Source organism: Streptomyces sp. 12E (genome assembly GCF_055633275.1).
The window spans coordinates 5876575-5898109 of sequence record NZ_JBVNCJ010000001.1 but is presented as its reverse complement, the minus strand read 5'-3'; the positions used below and the strand labels follow the sequence as shown (position 1 = coordinate 5898109).

At 74.2% G+C, this 21535-nt stretch carries 19 protein-coding genes; 14 read left to right on the top strand and 5 right to left on the bottom strand.

What is annotated here, in order from left to right; genetic code table 11:
* Positions 1 to 34: 34 nt before the first annotated feature.
* Positions 35 to 1642 (top strand): alpha/beta hydrolase, encoded by a 1608-nt coding sequence (locus tag ACZ8ZB_RS27045; protein ID WP_470740227.1) that lies wholly within the window; start codon positions 35 to 37, stop codon positions 1640 to 1642.
* Here ACZ8ZB_RS27045 and hemQ read toward each other — a convergent pair whose 3' ends face one another.
* Both hemQ and hemG read right to left on the bottom strand, forming a co-directional pair.
* Positions 1643 to 2371, bottom strand: coding sequence for a hydrogen peroxide-dependent heme synthase (gene hemQ, locus ACZ8ZB_RS27040; RefSeq protein ID WP_470740226.1), 729 nt, complete (start codon positions 2369 to 2371; stop codon positions 1643 to 1645). It lies immediately after the preceding gene.
* 5 nt (positions 2372 to 2376) lie between these two features.
* Positions 2377 to 3834 (bottom strand): protoporphyrinogen oxidase, encoded by a 1458-nt coding sequence (hemG, locus tag ACZ8ZB_RS27035; protein ID WP_470740225.1) that lies wholly within the window; start codon positions 3832 to 3834, stop codon positions 2377 to 2379.
* A gap of 156 nt (positions 3835 to 3990) precedes the next feature.
* Between hemG and ACZ8ZB_RS27030 the strand changes: the two genes are divergently transcribed.
* Both ACZ8ZB_RS27030 and ACZ8ZB_RS27025 read left to right on the top strand, forming a co-directional pair.
* Positions 3991 to 4992: a DUF4349 domain-containing protein gene (locus ACZ8ZB_RS27030; RefSeq protein WP_470740224.1), complete on the top strand. Its 1002-nt coding sequence runs from the start codon at positions 3991 to 3993 to the stop codon at positions 4990 to 4992.
* Positions 4993 to 5041: 49 nt separating this feature from the next.
* Entirely contained in the window at positions 5042 to 6439 is a 1398-nt protein-coding gene (locus tag ACZ8ZB_RS27025) for an FAD-dependent oxidoreductase (RefSeq protein WP_470740223.1), read from the top strand.
* A gap of 112 nt (positions 6440 to 6551) precedes the next feature.
* Here ACZ8ZB_RS27025 and ACZ8ZB_RS27020 read toward each other — a convergent pair whose 3' ends face one another.
* Positions 6552 to 6869, bottom strand: a complete 318-nt coding sequence (locus ACZ8ZB_RS27020; RefSeq protein WP_470740222.1) for a hypothetical protein — start codon at positions 6867 to 6869, stop codon at positions 6552 to 6554.
* A 134-nt stretch (positions 6870 to 7003) separates the two neighbouring features.
* Here ACZ8ZB_RS27020 and ACZ8ZB_RS27015 point away from each other — a divergent pair, with 134 nt between their 5' ends.
* From ACZ8ZB_RS27015 to ACZ8ZB_RS26990, 6 genes are all read left to right on the top strand, one after another.
* Positions 7004 to 7816, top strand: a complete 813-nt coding sequence (locus ACZ8ZB_RS27015; protein WP_470740221.1) for a rhomboid family intramembrane serine protease — start codon at positions 7004 to 7006, stop codon at positions 7814 to 7816.
* Between the two features lie 398 nt (positions 7817 to 8214).
* Positions 8215 to 8715 carry a diaminobutyrate acetyltransferase gene (ectA, locus tag ACZ8ZB_RS27010; RefSeq protein ID WP_470740220.1) on the top strand — a complete coding sequence of 167 codons (501 nt, stop codon included), beginning with the start codon at positions 8215 to 8217 and terminating at the stop codon, positions 8713 to 8715.
* Positions 8716 to 8801: 86 nt separating this feature from the next.
* Positions 8802 to 10094 (top strand): diaminobutyrate--2-oxoglutarate transaminase, encoded by a 1293-nt coding sequence (gene ectB, locus ACZ8ZB_RS27005; RefSeq protein WP_470740219.1) that lies wholly within the window; start codon positions 8802 to 8804, stop codon positions 10092 to 10094.
* A gap of 72 nt (positions 10095 to 10166) precedes the next feature.
* Complete coding sequence (locus tag ACZ8ZB_RS27000) at positions 10167 to 10565, top strand: ectoine synthase (RefSeq protein WP_470737011.1); 399 nt, start codon at positions 10167 to 10169, stop codon at positions 10563 to 10565.
* 6 nt (positions 10566 to 10571) lie between these two features.
* Positions 10572 to 11474, top strand: a complete 903-nt coding sequence (gene thpD / locus ACZ8ZB_RS26995; protein WP_470740218.1) for an ectoine hydroxylase — start codon at positions 10572 to 10574, stop codon at positions 11472 to 11474.
* A 3-nt stretch (positions 11475 to 11477) separates the two neighbouring features.
* Complete coding sequence (locus ACZ8ZB_RS26990; RefSeq protein WP_470740217.1) at positions 11478 to 11819, top strand: SAV_915 family protein; 342 nt, start codon at positions 11478 to 11480, stop codon at positions 11817 to 11819.
* A gap of 34 nt (positions 11820 to 11853) precedes the next feature.
* Here ACZ8ZB_RS26990 and ACZ8ZB_RS26985 read toward each other — a convergent pair whose 3' ends face one another.
* Together ACZ8ZB_RS26985 and hemE are read right to left on the bottom strand one after the other, a co-directional pair.
* Positions 11854 to 13881, bottom strand: a complete 2028-nt coding sequence (locus tag ACZ8ZB_RS26985) for a SpoIIE family protein phosphatase (RefSeq protein WP_470740216.1) — start codon at positions 13879 to 13881, stop codon at positions 11854 to 11856.
* Positions 13882 to 13983: 102 nt separating this feature from the next.
* A complete protein-coding gene (gene hemE, locus ACZ8ZB_RS26980) occupies positions 13984 to 15078 on the bottom strand; it encodes a uroporphyrinogen decarboxylase (protein WP_470740215.1) in 1095 nt (364 codons plus the stop codon).
* A gap of 129 nt (positions 15079 to 15207) precedes the next feature.
* On the opposite strand from hemE, the gene ACZ8ZB_RS26975 reads away from it, so the two are divergent.
* From ACZ8ZB_RS26975 to ACZ8ZB_RS26955, 5 genes are all read left to right on the top strand, one after another.
* Positions 15208 to 15891, top strand: coding sequence for a DUF3000 domain-containing protein (locus tag ACZ8ZB_RS26975; protein WP_470740214.1), 684 nt, complete (start codon positions 15208 to 15210; stop codon positions 15889 to 15891).
* Between the two features lie 269 nt (positions 15892 to 16160).
* Positions 16161 to 16823, top strand: a complete 663-nt coding sequence (locus tag ACZ8ZB_RS26970) for a helix-turn-helix transcriptional regulator (RefSeq protein ID WP_004923664.1) — start codon at positions 16161 to 16163, stop codon at positions 16821 to 16823.
* A 143-nt stretch (positions 16824 to 16966) separates the two neighbouring features.
* Positions 16967 to 18265: an HRDC domain-containing protein gene (locus tag ACZ8ZB_RS26965; protein WP_470740213.1), complete on the top strand. Its 1299-nt coding sequence runs from the start codon at positions 16967 to 16969 to the stop codon at positions 18263 to 18265.
* Positions 18266 to 18670: 405 nt separating this feature from the next.
* On the top strand, positions 18671 to 19984 hold the full coding sequence (gene trkA / locus ACZ8ZB_RS26960; protein WP_470740212.1) for a Trk system potassium transporter TrkA: 1314 nt from the start codon (positions 18671 to 18673) through the stop codon (positions 19982 to 19984).
* A gap of 62 nt (positions 19985 to 20046) precedes the next feature.
* Positions 20047 to 21528, top strand: coding sequence for a TrkH family potassium uptake protein (locus ACZ8ZB_RS26955; RefSeq protein WP_470740211.1), 1482 nt, complete (start codon positions 20047 to 20049; stop codon positions 21526 to 21528).
* Positions 21529 to 21535 lie beyond the last annotated feature (7 nt).

Sequence of the window (21535 nt, the reverse complement as noted above, 5' to 3'; positions counted from 1 at the left end):
TGTCGCCACCGTGCACCGAAGGGATCGTCCGTCGATGAGAACTGCCGCCGCCGTCCACGTGGCCGCCGGGTCCTTGCTGCTCACCACCCTGGCCGCCGCGCCGGCCGGCGCGGGACCCGCCGACGCCGAGCTGCGCGGCACCGCGACGGCCGCCGCGCGGGCCGCGGCCCGGGGCATCGACTTCGGCGCCTGCCCCGCCGGGCAGGAACTGCCGGACACCGTCCGGTGCGGCACGCTGCGCGTCCCGCTCGACTACGCCCGCCCCGACGGCGAGCAGATCGAACTCACCGTCAGCCGCGCCCGGGCCACCGGGAAGGACCCCGGGGACAGCGAGCGCGAGGTGCCCCGGCAGGGGGCCCTGGTCCACAACCCGGGCGGACCGGGCGCCACCGGCATGTACTTCCCCATGATGGGCGCACTGCCCGGGTGGAAGCGCCTCGCCGCGGCGTACGACCTCGTCGGCTACGCCCCGCGCGGAGTGGGCCGTTCGGCGCCGCTGTCCTGCACGGACCCGGCGACGTTCTTCAAGGGCCCCTCGAAGGCTCCGGTCCACCCCTCGCCGGCGGACAAGCGGGAGCGCGTCGCGCGGGCCGAGGCGTACGCGCGGGGCTGCGCCGAGCGCAACGGCGACGCGCTGCGGCACTACAACTCGCTCAACAACGCCCGCGACCTGGACGTCCTGCGCGCCGCGCTCGGCGAGGACCGGCTGACGTTCCTGGGCTCGTCGTACGGCACGTACTTCGGGGCGCTGTACGCCACGCTGTTCCCCTCGCACGTACGGCGGATGGTGTTCGACTCGGCGGTGAACCCGGACCCGGAGCGGATCTGGTACCGCAACAACCTCGACCAGTCGGCGGCGTTCGAGGACCGCTGGGCGGACTTCCGGGCCTGGGTCGCCCGGCACGACGGCGTGTACGGGCTGGGGGACACGGCACGCGAGGTGCAGGCCGGTTACGACAGGGCCCGTGCGCGGCTGGCGGAGGAACCGGCCGGCGGGAAGGTCGGTCCTGAGCAGTTGCAGGCGGCGTTCCTGAAGGCCGGGTACTACGACGACCACTGGCCGCACCGGGCGCACGCGCTGTCGGCGTACCTGAAGGGCGATCCCGCGCCGCTGGTCGAACAGGCCCAGGAGTACCCGGAGGCGGCGGCGGAGGCGGAGAACGCGCGGGCGGTGTACCTCGCCGTGGAGTGCAACGACGCGCCCTGGCCGACGGACTGGGCGGTGTGGGACCGGGACAACACCCGGCTCGCGCGCCGCGCGCCCTTCGAGACCTGGGGCAATGTGTGGACCAACCTGCCGTGCGCCTACTGGCGGGCGCCCCGGCAGCGGCCGCTGGACGTGCGCGCGGGCGGCGGTGAGCTGCCGCCGACGCTGATCCTGGCGGCGGAGCGGGACGCGGCCACCCCGTACGACGGCGCCCTGGAGCTGCACCGGCGGCTGGCGGGATCGGCGCTGGTGACCGAGCGGGACGCCGGCAGCCACGGCCTCGTGGGCGGGGCCAACGCCTGTGTGCACGGCCATCTGGAGGCGTACCTGCTGGACGGCCGCGTCCCGGGGCGGCGCGCCTCGTGCGCACCGCACCCGGAACCGGAGCCGGCGCCGGAGGAGCGGCGGGCCGGGGAGGACCGGCCCGCCGTCTGATCAGGCCAGGCCCGCGACCAGTTCCGCGACGTCCTTGCGGCGGCCCGTGAAGAACGGGACCTCCTCGCGGACGTGCATCCGGGCCTCCGAGCCGCGCAGGTGGCGCATGAGGTCGACGATCCGGTCCAGCTCGTCGGCCTCGAAGGCGAGGATCCACTCGTAGTCGCCCAGCGAGAACGAGGCGACCGTGTTGGCGCGCACGTCCGGGTAGCCGCGGGCCATCTTGCCGTGGTCGGCGAGCATGCGCCGGCGGTCCTCGTCGGGCAGCAGGTACCAGTCGTAGGAGCGCACGAAGGGGTAGACGCTCACGTAGGCGCGGGGCGTCTCGTCGGCGAGGAACGCCGGGATGTGCGAGCGGTTGAACTCGGCGGGCCGGTGCAGCGCCATGTTCGACCAGACCGGCTCCAGGGCGCGGCCCAGCCTGGTGCGGCGGAAGAGGTTGTAGGCCGCCTGGAGCTGGTCGGCGGTCTCGGCGTGCCACCAGATCATGAGGTCGGCGTCCGCGCGCAGGCCCGACAGGTCGTAGGTGCCGCGGACGGTGACGTCCTTGGCGGCGAGCTGGTCGAACAGCTCCTGGACCTCGTCGGCGTACCCGGTGCGGTCCTCCGGCAGGACGTCCTTCAGCCTGAAGACGGACCAGAGGGTGTAGCGGATGACCTCGTTGAGGTCCTTGGCCAGCTTGCCCTTGTTCGGGATCCGGTCGGGTGCGGGGGTGGTGTCGTCGCTCATGTCCCTCATTCTCCTGCTCCTCCGTGGAGGCTTTGCACCGGGTGGGCGGTGAGCCGCTGTACCGCGCGCAGGTCACCGTGGATCTGGTCGGCGGCGGCGTGCGCGCTCGCGATGCACGCGGGGACGCCGACGCCGTCGTAGGCCGCGCCGCACACGGCGAGCCCGGCGAGGCCCGCGAGGTGCTCGCGGACGCGGGCCACGCGCGCATGGTGGCCGACGGGGTACTGGGGCAGTCCGTCCTGCCAGCGGGTGACGCGGGTGGCGACCGGAGTGGCGTCCAGGCCGACGGCGGCCTTCAGGTCGTGCCGGGAGACCTCCACGAGGCCGTCGTCGTCGCGGCGGAGGATCTCCGTCTCGCCGTGGCGGCCCACGGAGGTGCGCAGGACGACCAGGTCCGGGTTCTCCTCGGCGATCCAGCCCCATTTGGCGGAGGCGAAGGTGGACGCCTTGATGGTGTGCCCGTCGACGGGCGGCACCAGGAACCCGCTGCCCTCGGGCAGAGCGGTCTCCGCGCGGCGGTAGGCGAGGGTGATCAGCGCCATGGAGGCGTACTCGACGCCGGAGAGCTCGGCGGCGGCGCCGGGCGCCTCGGCGCGCAGCAGGCCGGCGGCGGCCGGGGCGGGGACGGCGACGACGACCGCGTCGGCGTGCAGGACGCGGTCCCCGGCGACGACCCGCCAGCCGTCCCGCGTCTCCCGGCGCAGCTCCGTGGCCGGCGTGCCGGTGAGGATCTCCGCGCCGCCCGCCCGCAGCGCGTCGGCGACCGCGAGCGGGAGGGTGCCCACTCCGCCGGCGATGCCCGTGAAGACGGGGCCGGTCCGCGCCGAGGCGGCGGACCTGGCCTGGATGTCGCGGACCGCCTCGGTGAGGGAGGTGTGGGTGCGGGCGGCCTCGAAGAGCTGCGGGACCGCCGAGCGCATCGAGATGCGGTACGCGTCGCCCGCGTACACCCCGCCGAGCAGGGGCTCCACCAGGCGGTCGACGACCTCGCGGCCGACGCGCGCGGACACGTACTCACCGACGGCCACGTCGTCGCCGACCTCGGTGCGGGGCAGGTCGGCGTCGCGCCCGATGCGGGCCAGCCCCTCCTCGGACAGGACGCCGGCGAGGGCTTCGGCGGTACCGGGCACGCCCATGACGTGGCCCTTGGGCATGGGACGCAGGGCGCCGCGGGTCCACAGCGAGGCGGTGGCGGTGGCCGGCGGCCGGAGCCGGTCGGCGAGGCCCACCGCGCGGGCGAGCTCCACCGCCTCGGGGCGGCGGGCCAGCAGCGACTCGGCGCCGAGGTCGACGCGCGCGCCCGCGATCTCTCCCGGCAGCAGCTTGCCGCCGACCCGGTCCGAGGCCTCCAGCACGGTGACCCGCGCCCCGTGCTCCCGCAGCCGGTGGGCGGCGGCCAGCCCGGCGATTCCGGCCCCGACGACGACGACGTGCCGCCCGGGGCCCGTGTGTGATCCGCTCATGCCTCCCACCTTCTCAAACGCCGCCGGCACGTCCGCCAGGGCCATGTGGCCCTGTCGAGTCCCTACCGTGACCGCATCGGGACCGTCCGGCGCCAACGTCCCGCTCCCCTCCCGCGTCGAAGGAACGTCGGTCATCACCACCCGGGGGAGCCCCACATGCGCACACGACGATCCGTACGACCCGTCCACGCCCTGTCCGGAGTGCTGCTGGCGGCGGCCCTCGCCGTCGGCGGGTGCAGCGGCGCGAGCGACGACTCCGCCGGGTCCGGGGCCGCCGACAAGGCCGCCGCGCCGGCGTACGGGCAGGAGGCGGCCCGGGGGGACGCGGAGCAGGGCGCCCCGGGCGGTTCGGCGGACGGCGCGAGGGCGACCGCGCCGCCGAAGGCCACCGCGCACCACATCATCCGCACCGCCTCCCTGACCGTGCGGGTGAAGGACGTCCCGAAGGCGCTGGAGGAGGCCCGGGCGACGGCCGGGGACGCGGGCGGCTACGTCGGCGACGAGACCACCGACCGGGACGAGGAGGGCCACGAGCACACGCGTGTGGTGCTGCGCGTGCCCGTCGGGAAGTACGACGAGGTCCTCGCCGACCTGGCGGGCACGGGCGAGCTCCTCGAGCGCAGCGCCAAGGCGCGGGACGTCACCGACCAGGTGGTCGACGTGGAGAGCCGGATCACGACCCAGCGGGCCAGCGTGGCCCGCATCCGCGAGCTGATGGACCGGGCCGGCAAGCTCAGTGACGTGGTCACCCTGGAGGGCGAGCTGAGCAGCCGCCAGGCCGACCTGGAGGCCCTGCTCGCCCAGCAGGCGTCCCTGAAGGACCGCACGGGTCTGGCCACCATCACCCTGTCCCTGTCCGGGACGCCGGTGGAGGCCGCGCGGGACGACGACGGTCCCGGCTTCACGGACGCCCTCGCGGGCGGCTGGGACGCGTTCGTGACGATGCTGCGCTGGCTGGCGGTGGCGTTCGGCGCGGTGCTGCCGTTCGCGGTGGTGGCGGCGCTCCTCGCCCTGCTGTGGCAGAAGGCCGTACGCCCCCGGCTGCCGCGGCGGCCGGAGCCGGCGCCCGTGACGGGCGCCCCGGGCCCGCTGCCGGCGGCCCCGCCGGCGCCGTCGTCGACGTCCCGCCGGGCGTCCGACGGGGGCGGGGAGGGCTGAAGGACCCTCGGGCGGGCCCTGCGTCCCCCCGCCGCCGTAGCGTGTGCGCATGAACACGAGCGATGCGCGCGGTGCGCGGGAACGCCTGGTGGTGATCGGCGGTGACGCCGCGGGGATGTCCGCGGCGTCACAGGCCCGTCGGCTGAAGGGCCCGGACGAACTGGGGATCGTGGCGTTCGAACGCGGTCACTTCACCTCCTTCTCGGCGTGCGGCATCCCCTACTGGGTGGGCGGCGACGTCCCCGACCGGGACCGGCTGATCGCGCGCACCGCCGAGGAGCACCGCGCGCGGGACATCGACCTGCGGCTGCGCACCGAGGTCACGGAGATCGACCTCGACCGCGGACGGGTACGCGCGCGGGACGTCGGCTCCGGCGCCGAGTCCTGGACGTCGTACGACAAACTGGTGATCGCGACCGGCGCGCGGCCGATCCGCCCGGAGCTGCCCGGCATGGACGCCCCCGGGGTGCACGGCGTGCAGACCCTCGACGACGGACAGGCCCTCCTCGACACGCTGTCCCGCACGCGCGGGCGCCGCGCGGTGGTCGTCGGAGCGGGTTACATCGGCGTGGAGATGGCCGAGGCGATGATCAAACGCGGCTACGAGGTGACGGTCGTCAACCGCGGCGAGGAGCCCATGGCGACCCTCGACCCCGACATGGGGCGCCTGGTGCGCGAGGCCATGGAGGGCATGGGCATCACCATGGTGAACGACGCCGAGGTCACCGGGCTGCTCACGGGGGACGACGGCGGGGTGAGGGCGGTCGTCACCGGGGACGCCGAGTATCCGGCGGACGTCGTCGTGCTCGGCATCGGGGTGCGCCCCGAGACGGCCCTCGCGCGGGCCGCCGGACTCCCCCTCGGAGAACACGGCGGACTGCTCACCGACCGGTCGATGCGGGTGCGCGGACACGAGAACGTCTGGGCCGGCGGCGACTGCGTGGAGGTCCTCGACCTGGTCTCCGGACAGCAGCGGCACATCCCGCTGGGCACGCACGCCAACAAGCACGGCCAGATCATCGGCGCGGGCGTCGGCGGCGGCTACGCCACCTTCCCGGGCGTGGTCGGCACGGCGGTCAGCAAGGTGTGCGACCTGGAGATCGCGCGCACCGGGCTGCGGGAGAAGGACGCCCGCCGCGTGGGCCTGCGGTTCGAGGCGGTCACCATCGAGTCGACCAGCCGCGCGGGCTACTACCCGGACGCCTCCCCCATGACGGTGAAGATGCTCGCCGAACTGCGCACCGGCCGGCTCCTCGGCGTCCAGATCGTCGGCCGGGAGGGCGCGGGCAAACGCGTCGACATCGCGGCGGTCGCCCTCACGGCTGGCATGACGGTGGAACGGATGACGGCCCTGGACCTGGGCTACGCCCCGCCCTTCTCCCCGGTCTGGGACCCGGTCCTGGTGGCGGCCCGCAAGGCGACGGCGAAGATCGGGCCCGCCTGGTGACGAGGGGCGCGGGGCCGAGCCGGTGCGCGGCCCCGCCGCGTGGGCGCGGCCGGCCGCGGCGGACGCGCACTCCGCACACGGCCCCGCGCCCACGGCGCCGCCGCAACAGCCCTCACGCCGTCCCGTTGATCCTCTCGACCGCCTGCCGCGCCTGCTCCGCCGGGGGGCGCGACGGCAGCGACGACACCGACGCGCCGGCGTCCGGAACCGGCGCCTGCGCCGTCGGCTTCGCGTGCGCGGCCCCCCGCACGGAACGCAACCGGTGGCTCACCGCCTCGTCCAGCGTCACCGGCCGCCGCGTCTGCGAGGCGAGCCGCCCCGCCTCCTGGCCGAGCCGGGCGACGTCCTCCCACGGGAGGCGCACCACGAGCGTGAGCTCGGCCTCGCCGTCGGGCAGGGCGTGCATCGCGGGAGTCGCTCGGTCGTTCATCGCCAGTCTCCTCACGTCGGCCCCGCGGCCCCTTCCCCGGGCCGCGGGCGGTCGACGAGTCATACGCACGGCCGGACGGCGGTGTTCAGCGGCGTCGCGGATTCACCGACCGCCGTCCGGGCACTAGTGGGGACGTGGTCATCCCCGTCCATGACGTGAACCCGGCGCGGCGCACCCCCTGGGTGACGTACGCGCTCCTCGCCGCCGACGTCGTCGTCTTCGTCGCCCTCACACCGGGGGTCGTCGGTTCGCTGACCGGCGGGAGCGATCTGGCCGACCTGTGCCGTCTCCAGGCGTTCCTGGACCGCTACGCGGTGGTGCCGCGGGAGCTGATCCACCACCGGATGCCGGACCTGGTGCCCACGGGCGGCACCGGGGTGGGACCGCAGGGGCCCGGGTGCGTGATCGGCCCGCCGGGCTACGACAAGTCGCCGGAGCTGAGCGTCCTGACGGCGATGTTCCTGCACGGCGGCTGGCTGCATCTGCTGGGCAACATGCTCTTCCTGTGGATCTTCGGCAACAACGTCGAGGACCGCATGGGGCACGTGCGCTTCCTGCTCTTCTACCTCGTCTGCGGTTACGCCGCCTCGTACGGCTTCGCCCTGCTCGACGCCGGCTCGGGCGAGCCCCTGATCGGCGCCTCCGGGGCCGTCGCCGGGGTACTGGGCGCCTATCTGGTGCTGTATCCGAAGGCGCGGGTCTGGGTGCTGGTGCCGTTCCTGATCTTCCTGCCGCTGCGGCTGCCGGCCTGGATCGTGCTGGGCCTGTGGTTCGTGCTCCAGGCGGTGTACTCGTCGGGCCGGGGCGTCGCCGACGCCGGGACGGTGGCGTACGCGGCGCACGTCGTCGGCTTCGTGGCCGGCATGCTGCTCGCCTGGCCGCTCAAGCCCGGCACTCCCCCGCCGCCCGAGCCGCGCGGCGTCCTCTTCGGCCGGCGGGCCCGGTAGGCGCCCGCCGCGCCCGGGAAGCGCCGTTCCGCGGTGCGCCGGGCCGTTCCGCCTCGCCGATCCGGGCGCCGATTGATAGAATTCCGCCGCCCTCCACGGAAAGGCCTCGTGGAACAAGCCGCGCTTTTCCGGTTTCCCCGCGACCGGCGAGGGGGTTTCCCTGTTCCTCGCATTTAAACGGGCCTACCCGTCTGGTCTTCCGCAGCCTCACGGACGTAGCATCGGTCCGGTGGCGTTCGACCTGCGTTCCCACACGGACAGCCGGGACATGGGCGCTCCCCGCGGGGCAGGCGCCCCACCGGAGCGGGAAATCCCGGCGGACACGGAAGACACGCGAGTCAATCCGGGCGCAATCAACCGCAGAGGTCGGTTCGCACGGGGAGAGCGGGGTGTGTTTCATGGACACACTGGTCATGACAGCTCCCACGGTCGAGAACGGGTCCGCGGCATGGCGCATCGCCCGCGATTCCGGGGTGCTCGACGTGAACTCCTCCTACAGTTACCTGCTGTGGTTCAGGGAATTCGCCCGCACGTCCGCGGTGGCTTTGCAGAACGGTGGCGCGCCGGTCGGGTTCGTCACGGGGTTCCACCGCCCCGAGCAGCCCGGCACCCTCGCCGTCTGGCAGATCGCCGTGGATCGGGAGCGACGGGGACACGGCGTCGCCAGTGCCCTGCTGGACCACCTCGCCGCCCGGTTGGCGGCCGGCGGCGCCCTCCGGTACCTGGAGACGACCATCAGCGCGGACAACACCGCGTCGGACCGGCTGTTCCGGTCGTTCGCCGAGCGGCACGCGGCGCCGCTCGAAAGGAATGTGCTGTTCCCCGCGGAGCTTTTTCCCGACGCCCATGAGACCGAGTTCCTGTACCGCATCGGCCCGCTGCGCCGGCAGTGGGCGTGACCGACGAAACCGGTATTCCCCTTCCCTCCCTTTCCCTCCCCTTCTCCCCCTTCCTTCCCCTTTCCCCTCCGGAGGAGCGAGTCCCCATGGCATTCGTCGATTCCGACCGGGACGTCTTCGAAACGCTCGAGTCCGAAGTGCGCAGTTATCTCCGCAACTGGCCCGTCATATTCGACCGCGCCAGCGGAAGCCGGCTGTACGACGAGAACGGCCGACCGTACCTGGACTTCTTCTCCGGTGCGGGCGCACTGAACTACGGGCACAACAATCCGGTCCTCAAACGGGCACTCCTCGACTATCTCGACAAGGACGGCGTCACTCACGCCCTCGACATGTCGACGGTCGCCAAGCGGACTTTCCTCGAGACTTTCCAGGAGATCGTGCTCGAGCCGCGCGAACTGCCGTACAAGGTGATGTTCCCGGGGCCCGCCGGAACCAATGCCGTCGAGGCGGCCCTGAAGCTGGCCCGCAAGGTGAAGGGCCGGGAATCCGTCGTCTTCTTCACCAACGCCTTCCACGGCATGTCGCTGGGCTCCCTCGCCGTCACCGGCAACGCCTTCAAGCGGGCGGGCGCGGGCGTTCCGCTGGTGCACGCCACCCCCATGCCCTTCGACGACCCGCTGGACGACCGGACGTCCGGCTTCTCGTGGCTCGAGCGGTCGCTGGAGGGCGGGGGTTCCGGCCTGGACACCCCCGCGGCCGTGATCGTGGAGGCGGTGCAGGGCGAGGGCGGGATCAACGTGGCGCGGGCCGAGTGGCTGCGTGATCTCGCCGAGCTGTGCCGGCGCCACGACATGCTCCTGATCGTCGACGACATCCAGATGGGCTGCGGCCGCACCGGAGCGTTCTTCTCCTTCGAGGAGTCCGGCATCACGCCGGACGTCGTCACCCTGTCGAAGTCCATCAGCGGCTACGGGCTGCCGATGGCGCTGACCCTGTTCCGGCCCGAACTGGACGTCTGGGAACCCGGGGAGCACAACGGCACCTTCCGCGGCTTCAACCCGGCCTTCGTGACGGCCACCGCCGCGCTGGAGGAGTACTGGCGCGACGGCGGGCTGGAGAAGCAGACCCTGGCCCGCGGCGAGGAGATCGGGCAGGCCCTGGACGCCGTCGCCGCCGAGGGGCAGGTCCGCGCCTCCGGCGTGCGCGGCCGTGGCCTGGCGTGGGGTGTGGAGTTCGCCGACGCCGCACGCGCCTCCCGCGTCTGCGCCCGCGCCTTCGAACTGGGGCTGCTCCTGGAGACGTCGGGCCCCGAGGACGAAGTCGCGAAACTCTTCCCGCCGTTGACCGTCGGCGACGAGGAACTCGAGGAGGGGATCGCACTGTTCGCCCGGGCGGTGCGGGAGACCGGTCCTTCGCCGCGGGCCCCTCGCCACTGAGCGCGCACGGCGCCACGGGTCGCGCGGGCGATCGGTCCCGCCCGCGGAAGAAGGAAGAAAGGTGACACCACCGTGATCGTGCGTTCGTTCAAGGAGATCGAAGGCACCGACCGGCACGTGAAATCGGCGTCCGGCACCTGGGAGAGCAAGCGCATCGTCCTCGCCAAGGAGAAGGTCGGCTTCTCCCTGCACGAGACGATCCTGTACGCGGGCACGGAGACGTCGATGTGGTACGCCAACCACATCGAGGCCGTCGTCTGCACCCGGGGCGAGGCCGAACTGACCGACCACGAGACCGGCAAGACCCACACCATCACCCCCGGGACCATGTACCTCCTCGACGGCCACGAGCGGCACACGCTCAAGGTCAAGGAGGACTTCCACTGCATCTGCGTCTTCAACCCGCCCGTCACCGGACGCGAGGACCACGACGAGAACGGCGTCTACCCCCTGCTCACCGAGGAGGTGTGAGTCACCGTGACCACGACCACCGCCCCGCACGTCACCGACCTCTACCCCACCCGCGGCGCCACCGAGGTGGCCACCCCCCGCAAGGACCCGGTCGTCTGGGCCTCCCCCGACACCCCCGGCCCCGTCCCGGCCGCCGACCTGCGGGCCCTGGAGCGCGACGGCTTCCTCGCCGTCGACCAGCTCATCGCACCGGACGAGGTCGACGAGTACCGGCGCGAGCTGGAGCGGCTGACCGGCGACCCGAAGATCCGCGCCGACGAGCGCTCCATCGTCGAGCCGAAGTCCAAGGAGATCCGCTCCGTCTTCGAAGTGCACAAGATCAGCGAGGTCTTCGCGAAGCTGGTGCGCGACGAGCGGGTCGTCGGCCGCGCCCGGCAGATCCTCGGCTCCGACGTCTACGTCCACCAGTCCCGGATCAACGTCAAGCCCGGCTTCGGCGCCAGCGGCTTCTACTGGCACTCCGACTTCGAGACCTGGCACGCCGAGGACGGCCTGCCGCGCATGCGCACCGTCTCGGTCTCGATCGCGCTCACCGAGAACCACGACACCAACGGCGGCCTCATGATCATGCCGGGATCGCACAAGACGTTCCTCGGCTGCGCGGGGGCCACGCCGAAGGACAACTACAAGAAGTCCCTGCAGATGCAGGACGCCGGCACCCCCTCCGACGAGGCGCTGACGAAGATGGCCGCGGAGTACGGCATCAGGCTGTTCACCGGCAAGGCCGGCTCGGCCACCTGGTTCGACTGCAACGCCATGCACGGCTCCGGCGACAACATCACCCCCTTCCCCCGCAGCAACGTCTTCATCGTCTTCAACAGCGTCGAGAACACGGCCGTCGAGCCCTTCGCGGCGCCGGTCCGGCGACCGGAGTTCATCGGAGCGCGGGACTTCACGCCGGTGAGGTGAAGCGTGACGGATCCCCGAAACGGCCCCGGGGCCGCGCCCGACGTGCCGGACGGTCCGCTGTACGTACCCGTCCGTCCGGAACGCGGCTACCTCGTGACCTGCTTCTTCCGCACTCCCTCCGGGCGCCGTACGGCCGTCGCCTTCACCACCTCCGTACGGCTGCTGGCGGCCCTCGGCCGGGACCACCCCTGGATCAGGCTCTCCGCCGCCGCGCTGCGCTCCCTCGTCTCACCCCTGGGATGCGCCCTCACCGTCGACCCGCGGTCGACGGCCCGCCCGCTCCGGCCACCACGCGCGGCGGGTCCCCCGCGGGGGCCGCACGAGGACGCGCAGCGGCGACGGTGACCGGGACGCGGGCCGGCCCGTGCCGGCACACCGCTCACCCGGCCGGGAGGGACGCGGGCAGGCGCAGGGCCAGCATGGCCACGTCGTCGTCGTTGTCCACGGTCAGCTGGTCGGCGAGCAGCGCGTCGCAGAAGGCCTCCAGCGGGCTGTGGACGGCCGCCGTCGCGTGCCGGCGCAGCCGCTCCAGGCCGGCCGTGAGGTCCTCGTCGCGGCGCTCCACCAGCCCGTCGGTGTACAGCAGCAGGGTCGCGCCGGGCCGCAGCGGCTCCACGGCGCCGGTGTGCTCGGCCCGGGGGTCCAGCCCGAGCATCGGGGAGCGGGCCCCGGTCAGGAAGCGCGCGGCGCCGTCCGCCCCGACCAGCAGCGGCGGCGGGTGTCCCGCCACGGAGTAGGCGAGCTGGAAACGGCCGGGGGCGGGGCGTTCGACCCGGGCCAGGACGCAGGTCGCGGTGCACTCCAGGTAGAGGGTCTGCACGGAGACGTCCAGCCGGCTCAGAATCGTGCCGGTCGGTTCCTGGCGGTCCAGGGTGAGTCCGCGGAGCATGTTGCGCAGCTGGCTCATGGTGACGGCGGCGGGCAGGTCGTGGCCGGAGACGTCGCCGATGGTGAGGACGGTGGCGCCGTCGCGCAGCACGAACGAGTCGTACCAGTCGCCGCCGACCTCGGCGGCGGCGGTGCTGGGCCGGTAGCGGACGGCGATGTCGAGGCCGGGCACGTCGGGCGGATCGGTGAGCAGGCTGCGCTGGAGGGCCAGCGCCACCTGCCGGGTGCGCTGGTACTCCAGGGCGTTGCGGAGGGGGACGTGGGCCCGCTCCAGGAGCGTGCCCAGCAGCTCGATCTCGGTCCGGCCCAGGGGCGGGCGGTCGCCGCTGACGGACACGGTGACCAGGGCGGCGGTGGTGCCGTCGACCACGACGGGGAGCAGGACGACGCTGTTGGCGTCCTCGGCCAGCCAGGTCTCGCCGTCGGACGGAGCGAGTCCTGGCGGGGGCTCACCGGGCGGGAAGACGGCGTGCAGCGGGCTGCGCCGGTCGGCGGCGCGGGCCAGCGGGCTGCCGGGCTCCAGGTGCTCCTCGCGGTGCGGGGGCGGGTCCGGCAGCCCCGGACGGGTGAGGGCGGCGACCCGTTCGGCGGTGAGCGGGGTGCCCGGCGGGCGGTGCAGGACGTGCGGCAGCAGGTAGACGATGCAGGTGTCGGTGATGTCGGGCACGATCACACCGGCGAGGGCGGTGAGCATCTCCTCCAGCCGCACGATGCCGGCCGTGGCGGTGGCGGCCCGCACCAGCAGTTCCTCACGGCGGATCTCCCGCCACTCCTGCTCGACGTCCGCGCAGGTGCCCACCCACTCGATCACCGTGTCCCCGTCGCGCACCGGCGCGGCGTCGACGGCGAAGTGCCGGTAGCCGCCGGCGGCCAGCCGCAGCCGGTAGGTGTGGGTCCAGCGGGACGCCTGCTCGTCCAGCGCCCGCTGCCACGACTCGACGGCGGCGGCCCGGTCGTCGGGGTGGACGGCGTCGATCCACCCGTCGCCGCGGAACTCCTCCCAGCTCTGCCCGGTCACCCGCTGCCAGCCGGGACTCGGCTCGGTCACCCCGCCCTTGGGGCCGGTCACCCACACCACCTGGGACCCGGCGTCCACCAGACTGCGGTAGCGCTGCAGCGCGCGGCGGCGCTCCTCGGACAGGACGCGGATCCGTTCCGCGCCGGTCACCTGCTCGGTGACCTCCACGATCACGCCGAGCACGCCCTGCCGGCCGTCGCTCATCGTGGCGCGGGAGATGCTGAAGGTGAAGTAGCGCGGGCCCTCGTGCGAGGCGTCGGGGAAGGCCAGGTCGACGGGCACGGCGGTGAGGACTTCGGCCGCGCCCGTGGCGAGGACCCGGTCGAAGAGGTCGAAGTAGCCGGACTGCGCGAGGTCGGGGAAGGCCTCGCGGACCGTCCGGCCGAGCGGACGGTCGCCGAAGATCCGCCGGTGGAGGGCGTTGGTGTACGCGAGCCGGTGCTCCGGCCCCTGGGTGAAGATCACGCCGATCGGGGCGGGGTCGAACATCTCGAGCCTCATGAGGCCTCCACCTGCCCGTGCCCGGGAGCGGACGTGGCGGGCACCGGGTGCCCAGTACCCCGCTCCCGGGTTCCGACGCGCGTGCGGCGCGCACGCGGTGGGTCAGCGCGCGGTCCGCGTGTGGACGTACTCCACGAGGTGGGTCAGGGCGTCCGGGTCGGTGGACGGCATGACGCCGTGGCCGAGGTTGAAGACATGGCCCTCCAGGCCGGCGGCCGCCTCCAGGACCTCCCGCGCCTTCGTCTCGACGGCCTCCCGGCCGGCGAACAGCACGGTCGGGTCCAGGTTGCCCTGGAGCGCCTTGCCGGGGCCGACCCGGCGGGCGGCCTCGTCCATCGGGACGCGCCAGTCGACGCCGACGACGTCCGCGCCGGCCTCGCCCATGAGCCCCAGCAGCTCGCCGGTGCCGACGCCGAAGTGGATGCGCGGGACGCCGTGGCCGGCGACCTTGCGGAACACCTTCGCCGAGGCGGGCAGCACCGAGCGCCGGTAGTCGGAGGGGGCGAGCGCGCCGGCCCAGGAGTCGAAGAGCTGGACGGCGGAGGCGCCGGCCGCGATCTGCACCTCGAGGAACGCGGCCGTGATGTCGGCGAGGCGGTCGAGCAGGTCGGCCCAGAGCCCGGGGTCGCCGTACATCATCGCCTTGGCGTTCTCGTACGTGCGGGACGGGCCGCCCTCGACGAGGTAGCTCGCGAGGGTGAACGGGGCGCCCGCGAAGCCGATCAGCGGGGTGGACCCGAGCTCACGGGTCAGCATGCCGATCGCCTCGGTGACGTAGGAGACGTCCTCAGGGGTGAGGTCGCGCAGCCGGGCGAGGTCGGCGCGGGTGCGCACGGGCCGCTCGACGACCGGGCCGATGCCGGGCTTGATGTCGAGGTCGATGCCGATGGCCTTGAGCGGGACGACGATGTCGCTGAAGTAGATCGCCGCGTCGACCCGGTGGCGGCGCACCGGCTGGAGCGTGATCTCGGTGACCAGCTCGGGGCGCATGCAGGAGTCGAGCATCCCGATGCCCTCGCGGACCTTGCGGTACTCCGGCAGTGAGCGCCCGGCCTGCCGCATGAACCACACCGGCGTGTGCGGCACGGGCTCGCGCCGGCACGCCTTGAGGAAGGCCGATTCCTGGACTGCTTCGTTCCTGGCGGGCTCGGGGGTCGCGGTCGGCGTCTGGCCCGTCGGGCTTGCGTTGGCACTCACACCGGCAAGTCTCGCACGACCCGCCGGGGCGCCCGGCCCCCAGGGCCCGTGGGACGGGATCCGGACACCGCCGGGCGGCTCGGGTGTCCCTCCCTGCGCCGGGGGCCCGTTCCGCTTAATCTTCCCCGCATGGCTGCGGCTCAGGGACGACTGTCGGACGGCGCTGGCGGAATGGACGACCGGAAGGAGACCGGAGGGGACTCCGGGCAGGGGGGAGCGGGGGGCGCGCCCCCGGCGCCCTTCCGGGCCGCTGTCGAGGCGCTGCGCGGCGCGCGGCTGCGGCCGCAGATCGAGGTGGATCCCGCGCCCGCCCCGAAGCGGCTCGCCCCGTACGCGCATGCGCTGGAGGCGGCGGTCGTCGACGGCGAGCAGGATCTGGCCGACGGCCGGCTGGTGCTGCTGCACGACCCGGCCGGACACGACGCCTGGCGGGGCGCCTTCCGCCTGGTGACGCTGGTGCGCGCGGAGCTGGAGCCGGAGATGGCGGCGGATCCGCTGCTGCCGGAGGTGTGCTGGTCCTGGCTGACCGGCGCGCTGGCGGCGCGCGGGCTGGCGTACGGCGAGCCGAGCGGCACGGTGACGCGCGCGAGCTCCCACTACTTCGGCGGGCTGTCCGCGCGGCCCGCCGCCTCGCAGATCGAGATCCGGGCCTCCTGGACGCCCCGGGAGGGCCTGGGCGGGGTGCCGGACACGGCCGCCCACCTCGTCGCCTGGTCCGATCTGCTGGCGCAGGTCGCGGGGCTGCCGCCGGCCGCTCCGGGGGACGCGTCCGTGGTGACGCTGCCGCAGCGGAGGGGGCCGCAGTCGCGCTGAGCCCCCGCCGGGGGCTCCCGGCCGCCGCCCACGCCCGTCTCTTTGTCGACACGGCCACTTTCGGAAGTGTTGCGACGCCGATCGAAACCGTTCGGTCTTCGAATGATCGCTCGCGCGTCCGAATTGTTCGGATTCTTACTCATCACTTCGTGATCATTCGTTAAAGGACATCAGGTTTATTGCCGAAGACGACTATGACCTTGAAAGCACGGTTCGTCCCGGCTCCACCCCCCACGAGCCGCCCCCGTCCCCCAACCCCAGGAGGCCTGGTGTCCGTTCTCCTCGAGCAGCCCGCAAGCCTGGTCGCCTACCGCCCGAACAAGCCGACCGCCATGGTGGTCGTGGCCGACCCGCGCGTCCGTTCCACCGTCACCCGCCATCTGTGGGCGCTCGGTGTGCGCGACGTCATCGAGGCCTCGTCCGTCGCGGAGGCTCGTCCCCGCATCGGCAACCCCCGCGACATCTGCGTCGCCGAAGTCCACCTGCCGGACGGTTCCGGCCTCACCCTCCTCTCCGAGACCCGCGCCGCCGGCTGGCCCAACGGCCTCGCCCTCTCCGCCGCCGACGACATCGGCGCCGTGCGCAACGCCCTCGCCGGCGGAGTGAAGGGTTACGTCGTCACCGGCACCCGCACCAACCTCGGGCTCCCCACCCGCCCCGGTGCCGCACCCATCGGCGCCGCCGCCGCCCGCCTGCACCGCCGCCCCCCGGGTGCCCCGAGCCACCCGGGCGGCTACCGGGAACTGTCAGGCCGCGAGGTCGAGGTGCTGCGACTGGTGGCGGAGGGCCAGTCGAACAAGGCGATCGGCGTCTCGATGGGCCTGTCCGCACTGACCGTCAAGAGCCACCTCGCCCGCATCGCCCGCAAGCTCGGCACGGGCGACCGCGCCGGCATGGTGGCGGTGGCCCTGCGCACCGGCATCATCCACTGACCACCCCCGCCCGCCCTCCTCCGCCCCGCCCACGGACTCACGCACACCGCCTTCCGCCCTCCTGACCGGAATACGACCTGCCGGCGCCCGTCACGGAACACGACCGTCGACGGGCGCCCTTGTGGCACGGATACCCTTGACAGGTGACCGACGCCCACGACACCGCAGCAGGCCCTTCACTGCGCACCACCGGAGGCGCCCCTCCGGACGACGGCGGATCTTCTGCTACGGAGGCGCCGATCCCCCTGCTCGAACCGCGCGAGGGCATTCCGCCCGTGATCGCGGACGAGGCCGCCCTCGCCGAAGTGGTCGCCGCCTTCGCCGCGGGCAGCGGACCCGTCGCCGTGGACGCCGAGCGTGCCTCCGGCTACCGCTACGGCCAGCGCGCCTACCTCGTCCAGCTGCGCCGCGAGGGCGCCGGGAGCGCGTTGATCGACCCCGTCGCCTGCCCCGACCTGTCCGGTCTCGGCGAGGCGCTGTCCGGCGCCGAGTGGGTGCTGCACGCCGCCACCCAGGACCTGCCCTGCCTCCGCGAGATAGGCATGGTGCCCACCCGTCTCTTCGACACCGAACTGGCCGGACGCCTCGCCGGGTTCCCCCGGGTCGGGCTCGGCGCGATGGTCGAGAACGTGCTCGGCTTCGTCCTGGAGAAGGGCCACTCCGCCGTCGACTGGTCCACCCGTCCGCTGCCCGAGCCCTGGCTGCGCTACGCCGCCCTCGACGTCGAGCTCCTGGTCGACCTGCGCGACGCGCTGGAGAAGGAGCTGGAGCGGCAGGGCAAGCTGGACTGGGCCCGGCAGGAGTTCGACGCGATCGCCTCGGCGCCGCCGCCCGAGCCCCGCAAGGACCCCTGGCGGCGCACCTCCGGCATGCACAAGGTGCGCCGGCGCCGGCAGATGGCCGTCGTGCGGGAGCTGTGGCAGACCCGCGACCGGATCGCGCAGCGCCGGGACGTCTCCCCGGGCAAGGTGCTCTCGGACGCGGCGATCGTGGAGGCCGCGCTCGCCCTCCCGGCCAACCTCCACGCCCTCGCCGCGCTCAACGGGTTCGGGCAGCGCGTGGGGCGGCGCCAGCTGGAGCAGTGGCAGGCGGCCGTCGACCGGGCGAAGGCGCTGGGCGAGGACCGGCTGCCCCAGCCCGGCCAGCCGGTGACCGGTCCCCCGCCGCCGCGCGCGTGGGCCGACAAGGACCCGGCGGCGGCGGCGCGGCTGTCCGCGGCGCGGGCGGGCGTCGCCGCGCTCGCCGAGCGGCTGAACATGCCGCCGGAGAACCTGATCACGCCGGACACCGTGCGGCGGGTGTGCTGGGAGCCGCCGAAGCCGGCCGACTCCCCGGCGGTCGCCGCGGCGCTGACCGGGTACGGTGCGCGGGCCTGGCAGGTGGAACAGGTGACACCGGTGCTGGTCACCGCACTGGCCTCCGGCGCCGACCGGGGTGCCTGAGCACCGTCCCGGCGGCCGGGAGCCGAGCCCGCCGCAGGCGCCGGCCGCGGTGCCGACGGCGTGGGGGCGGCCGGGCCGCCCGTCGTAGCGGACGGGACACGGTGCCCCGCCCCGGCGGCCCGCGCGTCCCGCCCCCTGCCTCCCGCCGCACCGCGTCCGGCCCGCGGTGGCGGACCGGCCGCCGGGGCGCCTTCCGACCGTCCGTGCCTCGGGGTTCCGCCTCCGGGAAGGAACGGCCCCGGACCACGACGGCATCCGGCGCTCCCCGGCCGGGGAGGGACGCACCGGGCGCGGTCGAGCCGGGCGTGCCGCCGGCCGTCGTCCCACGTCCCGCCGCGAGGCGCACGGGGCGCCGGGGCGGTGCGGTGCCGGGCGGACGCCCGGTCCGCGTGCCACGATGCTGGCATGCGGGTCGTCGTGGTGGGTGCGGGCCAGGTCGGTCACACCGTGGTCAAGTCGCTCGCCGAGGCGCACGAGTGCACGGTGATCGACATCGACCGGACGCGTCTGGAGGCCGTGTCGCACGCCTACGACGTGCGCATCACGCACGGCAGCGGCACCCGCCGCGAGACGCTCCTGGAGGCCGGCGTGGCCGACGCCGAGCTCGTCCTGGCGTGCACCTCGCGCGACGAGGTCAACCTGGTGACCGCCATGCTCGCCCGCCGGCTGTCGTCGGCGCGGACGGTCGTGCGGGCCACCGGGACGGACTACCTGGAGGCCTGGCGGGCGGGCGACCTCGATGTGGACCTCCTGGTCTCGACGGCGTTCGAGACCGCGAGCGCCGTCGAGCGCGTCCTGCACGTGCCGGGCGCCCGGCACGTGGACTTCTTCGCCCGCGGCGAGGTGGTCGTGCTCGGCGTCGACGTCCGCGGAGCGACGTCGCCGCGGCTCGCCGGCCGCCCCCTGCGCGACGCGGGACTGCCCGCGGCGTCGCGGGTGGTCGCCCTCGTGCGCGAGGGGAACTGGACCGTGCCGGCCGCGCACGAGGTGGTGCGGCCCGACGACTGGATCATCGCGATGGCCTCCCCCGCGGCGGCGCGCGCCTGGAGCCGTCTGGTCACCGGGGCCGACCCCGTCGACGACGTCGTGCTCTTCGGCGCCGGACGCATGGGGACGGCCATCGCCCGGGTGCTGCTCGACCGGGGCCTCCTGGTGCGGATCGTCGAACCGGACGCGGCACGGGCACGCGCGGCCGCCGTCGCGCTCGACCGGGCGCGGGTCTTCCACGCGACGGGGCTCGACCCGGCGTTCCTGAGCCGTGAGCGCATCGGCACGGCGGGGGCGGCGGTGTGCGCCGGCGGGGACGACTCGCGCAACCTGCACGCGGCGGTGCTCGCGAAGCTGCACGGGGTCGGGCTGACGCTGACGGTCCTCGACGACCCCGCCGCCGCCGAGGTCTTCGAGGCCGCCGGCGCCGACGTGACGATCGACCCGGGTGACGAGACCGCCGAGAAGATGGCCCGCTTCACGTTCGACGAGCGCACCCACCAGATGGCGATGCTGGGGGACGACCGCTTCGAGGTGCTCGACGTCACCGTCCGGCCCGACAGCCGGTTCGCGCACCGTCCGGTCGACGCGCTCCCCGGAGCCGGTGTGGGCGCGATCGTCCGCGGCGGCGCCGTGCTCTTCCCCGACGGGAAGGACGAACTGCGGCCCGGGGACCGGGTCGTCGTCCTCACCGAGCCCGACCGCGTCCCCGCGATCGAGCACGACCTGTGAGGCCGCCGCACGCGCCGCCGCGCCGGCGCCGGTGGGGTCCGCGCGGACGGGCCGGCGTCGACGTGCGGACCGCGCTGGGCGTCGTCGGCGCCCTGCTCGCCTGGTTCGCGACCGCGTTCGCCGCGCCGGCGGCCGTCGCGCTCGCGGCCGGCGAACCCCCCTGGCCCTTCCTCGTCACCGGGCTCGCCGTGGCCCTGACGGGCCTGGCGCTCAAGCGCCTGACCGGCGGGCGGCCCCCGCTGGGCGTCCGGGAGGGGTTCCTCGTCGTCGCCGCCGTCTGGCTGCTGGTGCCCGCGTTCGGCGCGCTGCCGTTCCTGCTCGGCCGCGTCCCGCAGCTCGACCGCCCGGTCGACGCCTGGTTCGAGGCGATGTCGGGGTTCACCGCCACCGGTGCGACGGTCCTGACCGACGTCGACGCGCTCGGGACCGACATGCTGTTCTGGCGCCAGTTCACCCACTGGCTGGGCGGCCTGGGGATCATCGTGCTCGCGCTCGCGGTGCTGCCCCGGCTGCGCATCGGGGGCCGCGAGCTGCTGCGCTCCGAACTGCCGGGCCCCGTCGAGATGGAGTCGCTCGGCGAGACCGTCCGCGGGACCGCCCGACGCCTCTGGAAGGTCTACCTCGCGGTGACGGCGACCGGCGTCCTGGTCCTGGCCGCCCTGGGATGGGCCGGGCTGGACCGGCGGATGGACCTCTTCGACGCGTTCTCCTACGCGACGTCCGCCGTGGCCCTCGGCGGGTTCGCCCCGGAGGCCGACTCGGCCCGGGGTCTCGCGCCGGTGACGCAGTGGGTGCTGTGCGGGCTGATGGCGGTGGCCGGGGTGAACCTGCTGCGGCTGTACCGCCTCGCCGCGTTGCGCCGGATCCGGGCCGTGTCACGCGACGAGGAACTGCGCCTGTACCTCGGCCTGCTCCTCGTGAGCACGTCCGTCCTGGCGGTCGAGCTGTTCGCCGCCGGCACCGTGGCCGGGCCCGGCGTCGTCCGGCACGCGGCCTTCCAGGCGGTCTCGGTGATGACCACCACCGGCTTCGCGACGCTGGACTGGTCGGACTGGGGGACCCTCGCGACGCTCACCCTCCTGGCGCTGATGTTCGTCGGGGCCTGTGCCGGGTCGGCGAGCGGCTCGATCAAGGTCGTCCGCCATCTCGTCCTCTTCCGCTTCACCCGCCACGAGCTGGCGCAGGCCGTCCACCCCGACGCCGTCCTCCCGGTGCGGGTGAGCGGCCGGGTGGTCGACACCCCCGCGCTCCGCTCGGTGCTCGTGTTCGCCCTCCTCTACCTGCTCGTCCTCGCGTTCGGGACGCTCGGCCTCGCCCTCGACGACGGGGCGGACACGGCCGGAAGCGGCGCGTTCACCGCGCTCGGCGCCGCCGCGGCCTGCCTCGGCAACGTCGGCCCCGCCTTCGGCGAGCTCGGCCCGTTCGGTTCCTACGCAGCGCTCGGGCAGGCGTCGAAGGCGATCCTGACCGCCCTCATGCTCCTCGGCCGCATCGAGATCGTCCCCCTGGCGGTGCTGCTCCGCCGCGGCTACTGGCGCGCGTAGGCGGTCA

Coding starts and splice junctions, on each gene's coding strand:
- ACZ8ZB_RS27045 (WP_470740227.1), top strand. CDS start 35: ATGAGAACTGCCGCCGCCGTCCACGTGGCCGCCGGGTCCTTGCTGCTC.
- hemQ (WP_470740226.1), bottom strand. CDS start 2,371: ATGAGCGACGACACCACCCCCGCACCCGACCGGATCCCGAACAAGGGC.
- hemG (WP_470740225.1), bottom strand. CDS start 3,834: ATGAGCGGATCACACACGGGCCCCGGGCGGCACGTCGTCGTCGTCGGG.
- ACZ8ZB_RS27030 (WP_470740224.1), top strand. CDS start 3,991: ATGCGCACACGACGATCCGTACGACCCGTCCACGCCCTGTCCGGAGTG.
- ACZ8ZB_RS27025 (WP_470740223.1), top strand. CDS start 5,042: ATGAACACGAGCGATGCGCGCGGTGCGCGGGAACGCCTGGTGGTGATC.
- ACZ8ZB_RS27020 (WP_470740222.1), bottom strand. CDS start 6,869: ATGAACGACCGAGCGACTCCCGCGATGCACGCCCTGCCCGACGGCGAG.
- ectA (WP_470740220.1), top strand. CDS start 8,215: ATGGACACACTGGTCATGACAGCTCCCACGGTCGAGAACGGGTCCGCG.
- ectB (WP_470740219.1), top strand. CDS start 8,802: ATGGCATTCGTCGATTCCGACCGGGACGTCTTCGAAACGCTCGAGTCC.
- ACZ8ZB_RS26985 (WP_470740216.1), bottom strand. CDS start 13,881: ATGAGGCTCGAGATGTTCGACCCCGCCCCGATCGGCGTGATCTTCACC.
- ACZ8ZB_RS26975 (WP_470740214.1), top strand. CDS start 15,208: ATGGCTGCGGCTCAGGGACGACTGTCGGACGGCGCTGGCGGAATGGAC.
- trkA (WP_470740212.1), top strand. CDS start 18,671: ATGCGGGTCGTCGTGGTGGGTGCGGGCCAGGTCGGTCACACCGTGGTC.